The 9,802-nt window shown below is 70.8% G+C and carries 6 protein-coding genes; 3 read left to right on the top strand and 3 right to left on the bottom strand.

Features of this window, described 5'->3' with window-relative positions:
- Positions 1-20 precede the first annotated feature (20 nt).
- Together ACZ7GX_RS43140 and ACZ7GX_RS43135 are read right to left on the bottom strand one after the other, a co-directional pair.
- Positions 21-3,014: a DNRLRE domain-containing protein gene (locus ACZ7GX_RS43140; protein WP_498786258.1), complete on the bottom strand. Its 2,994-nt coding sequence runs from the start codon at positions 3,012-3,014 to the stop codon at positions 21-23.
- Positions 3,015-3,098: 84 nt separating this feature from the next.
- Positions 3,099-4,907: a helix-turn-helix domain-containing protein gene (locus ACZ7GX_RS43135; protein ID WP_498786256.1), complete on the bottom strand. Its 1,809-nt coding sequence runs from the start codon at positions 4,905-4,907 to the stop codon at positions 3,099-3,101.
- Between the two features lie 443 nt (positions 4,908-5,350).
- Here ACZ7GX_RS43135 and ACZ7GX_RS43130 point away from each other — a divergent pair, with 443 nt between their 5' ends.
- Entirely contained in the window at positions 5,351-6,187 is an 837-nt protein-coding gene (locus ACZ7GX_RS43130; RefSeq protein ID WP_498786254.1) for an alpha/beta fold hydrolase, read from the top strand.
- On the top strand, positions 6,180-6,743 hold the full coding sequence (locus ACZ7GX_RS43125; protein WP_498786252.1) for a TetR/AcrR family transcriptional regulator: 564 nt from the start codon (positions 6,180-6,182) through the stop codon (positions 6,741-6,743). The genes ACZ7GX_RS43130 and ACZ7GX_RS43125 overlap by 8 nt, the downstream gene beginning before the upstream one ends.
- A 193-nt stretch (positions 6,744-6,936) precedes the next feature.
- On the opposite strand, the gene ACZ7GX_RS43120 is transcribed toward ACZ7GX_RS43125, so the two are convergent.
- The gene (locus ACZ7GX_RS43120) at positions 6,937-7,665 is read right to left on the bottom strand and encodes a calcium-binding protein (protein WP_498786250.1); all 729 of its coding nucleotides are present in this window, start codon (positions 7,663-7,665) and stop codon (positions 6,937-6,939) included.
- Positions 7,666-8,363: 698 nt separating this feature from the next.
- Between ACZ7GX_RS43120 and ACZ7GX_RS43115 the strand changes: the two genes are divergently transcribed.
- Positions 8,364-9,698 (top strand): hypothetical protein, encoded by a 1,335-nt coding sequence (locus tag ACZ7GX_RS43115; RefSeq protein WP_498786248.1) that lies wholly within the window; start codon positions 8,364-8,366, stop codon positions 9,696-9,698.
- Positions 9,699-9,802 lie beyond the last annotated feature (104 nt).

The raw sequence follows: 9,802 nt of genomic DNA, 5'->3' as shown, positions 1-9,802 counted from the left end.
CGCTTTGGGGGGCCCCCCGCCTAGCGCCGCCTCGGGGAGCTCCTCGTCGTTGTCGGGGTGATTGTCTTGCGCGCTTTTGCGCCTTTCTCTCCCCCCCCCCCCCCCACCGCGTCGTACACGTAGACCGTCTCGGCGTTGGCGGTCGCGGGGAAGGTGGTGCGGACCGCATAGGTGCTGACCTCGGCGGCGACCTTGGCGAACACGGTGGTGCGCCCCTCGGTGTCCCGCAGGCTGTAGCGGTCGTTCGACGCGTCGTGGGTCAGGCTCAACTCGCCGGCGTCCGGCTGCGGGACCCACGTCCCGTCGACGTCCCGGGTGAATCCCACCGCCGTGTCGTCGGTGCGGACCACCTCGACCGACGTGGCCGACGTGGCGCGGAGTTGGGTGAACTGGCCGACGGCGTCCTGCGAGGTCCCGCCGGAGGTCCAGGCGGGCCCGAACATCGCCACGGTGCCGTCCTGTTCGGCGCCGGCCAGCGGATCGCGTGAGGAGAACGTGCGCGAGATGCCCACGCCGAACGCCGACACGTCGTCGGCGGACAACGCGTAGTCGCCAGTCAGCAGGTTGACGGTGCCAGGCCCGATCTGCTCACTCGCGGCGGCGTCGGCGGCGCGGTCGACGACGAGGTCGACGCCCTGTGATGCTTGCCCGGCGGTGAACTCGGCCCTGATCTGGATGACGCCGTCCGTCGTGAGGGTGCGCGTGACGTCCCAGACGAGGTCGCTCGACACCCCGACCGGCCAGGTGATCTGCGCCCCGTCCGACTTGCGGCGCACGTCGTCCTGTGGGACCGGCTTCCACGTGTCGGCCGCACCGCGCCGGTAGGCGTAGGTGACGGTGGTCAGCTCGGCTCGCGCCAGAGCGGACAGTTGGACCCGCCGCGCTGTGCGCGCGCCCGGCTCCGGGCTCGTCACCGCGCCCGTCCCGGCGTGGAACCGGTACGTCGTCGGCGAGGAGTCGTTGCCGGCTGCGTCACGGGCCCACGCCGTCAGCGTGTGCCTGCCGTCGGACTCCGGTGTGACGGTGATCGTGTGCGGCGTGCCGGAGTACGGCACCTCCTGGCTCGGGCCGTCGTCGAGTCGCCACACCACCCACGAGACGTCGGCGGTCGGCGGGGTGACGGTGAACGACCCGGGCGTGCCGGTGCCGCCGGCCCAGCGGCCTTCCGGGTAGTCCGAGGACGCGACCGCGGGCGCGGCCGGTGCGACGAAGTCGGGGGTGAAGGTGAGCCACGGCGATGCCGCCTCAACGCTGTTCTTCGTCGCCTTGGCCCGGAACCGGTACGCCGTTCCCGCCGTGAGCGGCGTCGGCACCTGCCAGGAGACGGTCGCGTTCGGCGTCGTCGACGTGACGGTGCCCGAGGTGACCGGCGTGCCACCGGCTTCCTGCAGTTCGAAGGTCACCTCGTCGGCGAGGTCGTCGTCGTCCTCGACTCGGGCGTTGAGCGTCGGCCGGTCCGACCGCGTCCACGTCGGGCTGGCCTCCGGAGCCGTCGACGGCGTCACGGCGGGCGCGCTGAGCCGCAGCGGCCACGTGTAGGTGACGTCGAGCCGGGGCCACGCCGACGCGGCGTCCGCCGACTGGAACTTCTTCCAGTCCTTGATGTTCTTCTCGTCGCCCGCCTTGATCAGCGCCGAGTGCAGGTTGTTCGGCGTCGCCAACCAACTCCGCACCAGTTCGGTGGCGTTGAAGTGGATCCACGCCGAACCGCCGCACGAGTTGTGGTGGTGGGACTCGACCTTGACGTCGTAGCGCTGGCCGAGCGTCGGCCGGTTGGCCCACACGGTGGTCGCGTCCGCCGGACCGGAGGTCGACCACAGCTCGACCGGGCGCGGCTCGCACACGTAAGAGTTGTCGTTCCAGACGATGACCCGGGCCTGTTCGACGGTCGCGCCACGCAGCGGGCCGACGTCGAAGTTGAGCAGCGATCGGGCGATCTTCTCGCCGTTGGTGCCCGACTGGAGTTCGATCTGCGTGTGCTTCGGCGTGTTGCCCTGGGTGGTGTCGACGTAGGTGTCGAAGGTGGTGCGGAACACCAGGTACGGGTCGACGGTGACCGGGTAGGCAACGGCCGGATCGGCGAGGAATCCCTGATCCGGGCGCAGGGTCACGGTGACCGCGTCACCGGACTGGTTCACTTCGTGGTCCACGGGCGTCGAGCGCGTGGGCTCACCGAGGCGTTCGTCGCGCTCCGCTCCCCACATCCGCGGCGGCGGCATGGTCGCGATCACGGTGCCGGCGTCGTCCACGAACTCCACCATGCCGCCGGGCGACGTGCGGACGGCCTCGAGCCCTTCCACCGTGATCGGCACCGAGAACGAGACCGGTCCCGTAGGGCGCCGTTTCAGCACGAAGTACTGCTCGAAGCCGGACCGGCGGGACTCCACCACGAGGTCGGTGTCCGGCCGCACGTCCGGGTAAGTGATCTTCACGCCGTCGACCTCGGGTTCGGGCAGTGCCCCCTGCCAACCGATGGTCACGTCGTGGCCGCCGACCTGGGTCGACACCAGCGCTGTCGTCTGCTCGCGAGCGCCCCTCGCACGCGCGAACGTCGCTTCCCACCCCGTCGCCTTCGGCCGGACGCCGTCCCGGTCGACCCGCAGCGCCGGGTCGACCGTGAGCCACTCCCCGTCCTTCTTCGTCCGCACCGGGCCCGCGGCCAACTCGGTGCGGAACGAGCCGTCGGGGTTCGCCCACGTGGTGGACGTTTCCGTGCGCTGTCCCACCACCTCGACCGGCGCGTTGCGCAAGCGCGCGGTGCGCAACGCCGACGTCCCGTCCGGCGCGGGACCTCCGGCGGCCGTCTCCGGCCGTTCCGCGCGCGTCGGGAACACCGACGGGAGGGCCACGACCGATGCCCCGATCAGGGTCACGGTCAGGGCCGCGCTGACCAGTGATCTTCCTTTGAAGAAGGCGCGCAACGGAACCATCCTTCCGGTCGAGCAGAACGCGTACTCGTCGGGCACACGCAGCTTGATCGGCACGTGACGCGGGAACAAGCGCAGGGGCCGCACCAGGGATGGTGGGACGAAATGTAGGCGTTGACCTGCGAGAACGCGCAGCGGCGGGACGCTGCGGCGGTACTGTGGTGATTCCCGTCAGCGGCGGGGATCGGTACTCGCGGCGATGAGAACAGGCTCTTCGGTGACCGTGATCGTGTCTCCCGATCGCACTTTCTCGACCCTCCCGTCGAGGTGGCGCAATTCCTGGCTGCGAGGACCGGCCGTGAGGGTGGCGGTTCCCTCGTCGGTCCAGCGGATCGTGGCGTCGTAGGTCTGGCCGGGCTCGGTCACGGTGAACTCGCACTGCCACACGTTGTCCGGCAGGTTCGCCGGGGCGCCGTGGCCGCACGCACGGCTGTGGGCGTGGTGCAGCCAGCGCTGCAACTGCTCGACGGCCAGCGCCGCGCTCGTCGGCACTCCGCCAACCGGTTGAAGCACGATCGGGATCCTCGTACCGCCCCAGTTGTAGAAGTACATCCGTTCGAGGTTGACCTTGCGCGCGTAGATCCCCACCAGGAAGAACCGCACGGCGTGGTTGCGGGCGGTGGCCTCGTCGAGGGGTTCCTGCAACGCGATCGAGTACGCGGTGCCGGTGCTCCACAACCGCGGGTGGACTCCGGCTCGGTGCATGACCCGATCGATCGACGCGGTCAGGTCCACCATCGTTTCCGGCGGGTCGGACGCCTGTCGCTTGAACAGCTTGATGCCCGCGACGTCACAGTGGTCGTACCCGCCGAGTTCCGCGAAGCGCCGGAGGAAGGCCACGCCCTCGGAAGTCCACAGCTCCCCCATCCCCGGGCACACCACCGTCGCGCCCGGGTCGCTCGACCGGATGATGTCCTTGGCCCGGCGGGTCATCTCGATCAGGGTCTCCACGCTGCCCGCGTAGAACTTGCGGTCGTTGGCCAGGACCCACAGCTCGTACGCCTCGATCCGCCCCCGGTAGCGATCGACCAGCGTCCGGACGAACAGGTCCCAGTCCGCGAGGTCGGTCGGAGGTGCGGCGGTGGCGTCCGGGTACGGCGCGACCGGGCCGTCCGGGGCGGCCCACTTCGGGGTGCCCCCGAAGACGAACAGGGGCGGAACACCCGCCCGCTCCGCACCGCTCACCAGTCGGTCCAGCACCGACCAGTCGAACTCCCCGCGGTGCCGCTGGATCTCGGACCACCGCGTGCCGCCGTCCCAGAACCGGACGGCGCCGACGCGGAACGCGGGCATCGCTCCGGTGGCGCTGTTGATCGTGACGCCGAACAGCGCGCTCGGCACGGGAGCCGGTGGCAGCGTCCAGGCGGGCCCGGTGAGCCGCTGGTCCACCGACCGGTCCGGGGCGGTCGCGGCCAGATGCGTGCCAGTCGTGCTCGACACCAGGATCACGGCCAACACCGCGTTGACGACGGCCAGCACCGTCAGGCGCCGAGTCCGGACCCTCCGGCCGGGTCGTGGGGCCATCGGCGTGACCGGCTTCGGCGGTCCGGGCGAGTGAACGGCCTCGGCGGGCGCTTCTTCGTCGGCACGCTCGTTCGCGGATTCCGTGGCACGCAACCAAAGGCGATGCAGCAGGATCATGTCGTGCCGGCTCGCGCCGCACGCGGACGCGATGCGCTCCACGACGGCGAACTCCTGCGGCACGTTCGCTCCCGTGCAGTACCGGTGAACGGCGGACTTGCTCAGGTGGATCTTCCGACCGATGCTCTCGTAGCTGCGGCCACTGGCGAGCTTGAGTCGCTCGAGCTCATCTCCGAGCTCTCGGGATCGCGAATTCCCGGCCATGATCCCCCGATCACGATCGGCCAGACACTCCGGCCCTTCGACTCGTGTATCGGCGAACCCGCCACTCCCGTAACAGACCGGATGAGGCCGGTTGCGAAACGTCACGGGAGCGTGCCGTGCCACGAGTGCGACCACTGCTTCTCCTTCGTGGTGGACTGGGTCGTGGGCGGTGGGGTGGTGGAAGCCCTGATCGTCGACCGCCGATGACAACCTCATCCGTCCAGGTGGGAAGCGCGAGCGAGACGACATCCACCTACTGCCCGCGCAACTACCCCCGCGAACAGATCACCTGCACCGCCCTCCAGGCCGAAGGCGACAAAGTCGTCCGCACCATCGACATCACAGGCAAGACCGCGGATCTCCGATCACCCAGGTTGAAGCCGTACGCAGCAGTGCTCAATCAAGTGACTGCCCCGCCGCCTGCAGCAGACCGAGCTCGGATGGCTCGGTGGTCGTCCACCGACCGGCCGACGGTGACCCGTCATCGGCGCGGCGGTACCGCCCACTCGGGTCGGTTGACAGCCCTGGCTAATGTCATTAGCTTCTACGTTATAGCCATTAGCCGTGAGGGGATCGACATGACGCAGTTCCTGGAGCTGGACGGCGGCCTGCTCGCCTACGAGGTGATCGGCGAGGGGCCGCTGATCGTGCTGGCCCACGGCATGGGCGACAACCGGGCCGCCTACCGCGAACTGGCCGTCCGACTGGCCGACGCCGGGTACCGAGTCGCCAGTGTGGACCAGCGTGGCCACGGCGAGTCCACCACCGGCTGGGCTTCCTACAGCCGCACCGACTCGGCGGCCGACCTGCTCGCCGTGGTCCGACACCTGGGCGGTCCGGCCGTGCTCGTGGGTCACTCGTTCACCGGCGGCTCCGTCACCATCGCGGCCGCGCAGGAGCCCGAGTCGGTCAGCGCCATCGTGCAGATCAGCCCGTTCACCCGGGCGCAGAAGGTCGACTTCGGCGGCCTGCTCTCCAATTCCCGCTACCGCAAGGGGATGCTGCTGCTCATGGGCGCGGGAGTGTTCCGCAGCGTCGGACTGTGGAAGCGCTACCTCGACCACGCCTACCCCGGCGCCAGACCGGAGGGCTTCGTCGAGCACGTCGCCGCGCTCGACGCGGACCTGCGCAGGCCCGGCCGGATGGCGGTGGTGGGCAGCATGGGCATGTCCGCGCCCACCGACGCGGGCGCCCGGCTCGGCGACGTCCGCTGCCCCGCGCTGGTCGTCGAGGGCTCGCTGGACCCCGACTGGACCGATGCCCGCGCCGAAGGCGAGGGCATCGTGGCGGCCATGCCGCCAGGGCTGGGCCGGGTCGAGGTGATCGAGGGGGCGGGCCACTACCCGCACGTGCAGTTCCCGGCCGAGGTCGCCGCGGCGGTCCTGGCCTTCCTCGGTGCGGGCGCCCGTGGCTAGGGCGGCGCTGTCCGCGGACGCGGTGGTCGACGTCGCGCTGCGCCTGGTCGACGACGAGGGCCCCGCCGCGCTGACCCTGGCGGCAGTGGCCTCCCGCGCGGGCGTGGCCACGCCGTCGCTCTACAAGCACGTCCGCAACCTGGCCGAGCTGCGCGCGCTCATGTCGGTGCGGATCATGGACGACCTGGCCGAGCGGATCGGCCGGGCGGTGCTCGGCCGATCCGCCGACGAGGCGATCCGCGCGCTCATGACAGCCTGGCGCGAGTACGTGGTGGAGCACCCGCACCGCTACTCCGCGCTCGTCCAGACACCCGAGCCGATGGTGGCGCAGGCCGGGGCAAGGCTGGTCGACATCATACTGGCCGCCCTACGCGCGTACGACATGCAGGACGCCGAAGCCATCCACGCGGTCCGCTGCCTGCGCGCGGCGATGCACGGCTTCGCGGTGCTGGAAGCGCAGAACGCGTTCCAACGACCCGAAAAGCTGGACGACACCTACGACCTGCTGATCCACATGGTGGTCACCGGCCTGCGAACACCCCTCCACCGCGCGTGAACCTCACCCACGAGGAACCGAGACCTGCACTTGACGGCCTGGACCGCACGGGCGTGACAAGTCCTGTTAGGACACCGGGTGCGCTTGACCGGCACGTCGACACCCGGCCGCAACCCGCTCTGATCGCATCAGTGGCTCGTCACCCGGCCGGAGCCGGGCGACGAGCCACTGGATCGACCGGTGGTGCGAGTGGTTACGGCGTGGTCGGCAGGAGGCAGGAGTAGCTCAGGGGGAGCAGGTTCACGAAGGTGCCGCCGGCTCCGGCGCAGATGGCACGGGCCTCGGAAACGCGCCGGTCGGTGGACCCGAGTGGGTTGAACACGCAGACGTAGCCCACCGGGTTGACGGTGAGGGTGAGCACGCCACCGGTCGCGATGCACAGCTCGGTCGCGTTGCCCGTGCCCGAGCCCGGTCCCGATCCCGGCGGGGTGCTCGTGTTCTCACAGCTCGCGTGGATGTCGGGGTCCGGCGCGGGTCCCTGGCAGGTGTCGGTGCCGAGGCCACCGTCGAGGCTGTCCTGGCTGCCGTCGTTGGACGCGCCGATGAGCGTGTCGTTCCCGGCGCTTCCCGAGATGGTGTCGATGCCCAGGCCGCCGGTGAGGGTGTCGTCGCCGGTGCCGCCGGTGAGGGTGTCGTTCCCGTCGCCACCGTTGATCGTGTCGTTGAAGTCCGAACCGGTGATGGTGTCGTTGCCACCGTTGCCGTTGATCGTCTTGGCGGGGTTCGTGCCGCCGCAGTCGATCGTGTCGTTCCCGGGAGTTCCGGTGACGACGGTGTCGGTCTGGGTCACGCCGGCGCTCACGACGCAGTTGACGGCGGCGTGAGCCGTCAGAGGGCTGACCGCCCATAAGAACGGGACGGCGAAGACGCCGGCCAGCGTGGCGACGACTCCCCGACGGATCTGGCTCTGCAGGATTCTCATGTTCATTTCCTTGACACGTTGTTGGCGATGATTCGCACAGCGTGATGCGCTGACGAAAACCCGACCTGGCGCGAATCGCGCGCCCCACGGCCCGGCGCGGCCGCCGGTGCCCACTTCCTCCACATGCGAAAAACCTCGGCTCGTGATGCGAACCGCTCATGGCGGCCCGGATCACGTCACCGAGGTCTGGGGTGTGACGAGGAACGTTACTCCTGTTGCAGCAAAGATCGGCGCAACGTCGCCCGAATGGACGCACGGTCCGTACGTCAGCCGGACGGCTCACCGGGTGCGTGCGACGCGTGATGCGATGAGATCCGATCGGACACCCACCGACGGAATCCTTGGCCGGACTCGAACAGCGGCGGCGGTGACGAGAAACACCCCAATCAATGTTTACCGTCGGGCCCGCGCCCGAGGTAGCCAATTCCTCCGTGGCCGGGAATTCCTCGCAACCAGATGACGAACCGCCGTTCCACTTGCAAATATGACGAATGAGGAACAGGGTTGCCCCGGGAGCGCGGCCAGATCCGATGCGCGGCAGTGACCGCCGATGAGATCACACTCAGCGGTCACCCCGGCGAAACGCCCCGGTGGCGGCAGGTCGACCGGAAAGCCGCGTTCTCGCCACGACAGACCTCCTCTGCCCCATCAACGGCACCGAGGAAGAACCGAACCACTACACGATGTGGAGAAAAGTCATGCGATCGACCACGCGCAGCACCACGGCAGTACGGGTTCGACGTGCTCTGATCGGGCTGGGAACCGTGGCGGGGTTCGCCCTGGTGGCTCCCGGCTCCGCCTACGCCGCCGACCCGGCCGGGTGTGTCCGGTCCGGCGAGAACGTGACCTGCACGGCGGGCGTCCCCGCCGGCCAGGTCCTCGACGGCACCGCCAACGCCAACACCATCACGATCACCGGCGGCTCTGTCGCGGGCACGATCAGGGGGTTGGGCGGCAACGACACGATCATCATCACCGGCGCCGCCGGCATCAACGGGGCGACAGGCCCTCCCGGTGCGAACGGCACGGCGGGCACCCCCGCCGGGACCGCCGGCGGCAACGGCGGCGTCGGGACCAGCGGCGGCGTCGGGATCAGCAGCACCGGCATCGTCGACGGCGGTGACGGCACAGACCAGGTCACCGTCACCGGTGGTGGCGGCGGCAACGGCGGCTCCGGCGGCGTCGGCGGCATCGGCCTGAACAGCGGCGCGGGCGGTGCCGGCGGCAACGGCGGCGTCGGCGGCGTGGGCGGGGCCGCCAACGTCGGGTCCGTCAACGGCGGGGTCGGCGGCGACACCGTCAACGCGACCGGAGGCAAGGGCGGCATCGGCGGCGTCGGCGGACTGGGCGGCAACGGTGGGGCCACGGCGGGCGGAGCGGGTGCCGGCGGTATCGGTGGCGCCGCGGGCGTCGGCGGTGTCGGCAACTCCGGGACCGTCAACGGTGGCACCACGGACACCGGCATCGACAACATCACCACCACCGGCGGTGCCGGCGGTGCGGGTTCCTCCGGTGGGGTCGGCGGCTGCGGTAGCGGCGGCGGCGCCGGTGGCGTGGGCGGCGCCGGCGGCGCGGGTGGCATCGGCAACTCCGGGACCGTCAACGGCGGCTCAGGGGCGGACACCCTCAAGACCAAGGGCGGTCTCGGTGGCACCGGCGGCCTCGGCGCCAAGGGCGGCAACGGTCTGAGCGCCACGCAGCCCGGTGGAGCGGGTGGCGTCGGCGGTGCCGGTGGCGCCGGGGGCGGAGGCAACTCCGGGAACGTCAACGGTGACGCCGACAACGACGTCATCACCAACACCGGCGGTAGCGGTGGCAACGGTGGCGCCGGCGGCAACGGTGGCACCGGGTGCGCCGGTCCCGGTGGCGCGGACGGTCTGGGCGGCGCCGCGGGTGCGGCCGGCACGGGCAACGCCGGAACCGTCAACGGCGGCACCGGGGTGAACACCATCACCAACCCCGGTGGCGCTTCCGGTCTGGTCGGCGCCAACGGCGTGGCCGGCGTCAACAACGGTGGCGTCTGCACCTGCTGATCGGCGGCGACAGGCCCGTCACGGGGCCGGGGGGGGGGGGGGGGGGGGGGGGGGGGGAAGGGGGGGGGGGGGGGGGGGGGGGGGGGGGGGGGGGGGGGGGGGGG

The organism is Actinosynnema sp. NPDC037264 (assembly GCF_055603705.1).
The sequence above is the reverse complement of the archived record's forward strand: the minus strand, read 5'-3'. Positions and strand labels throughout refer to the sequence as shown.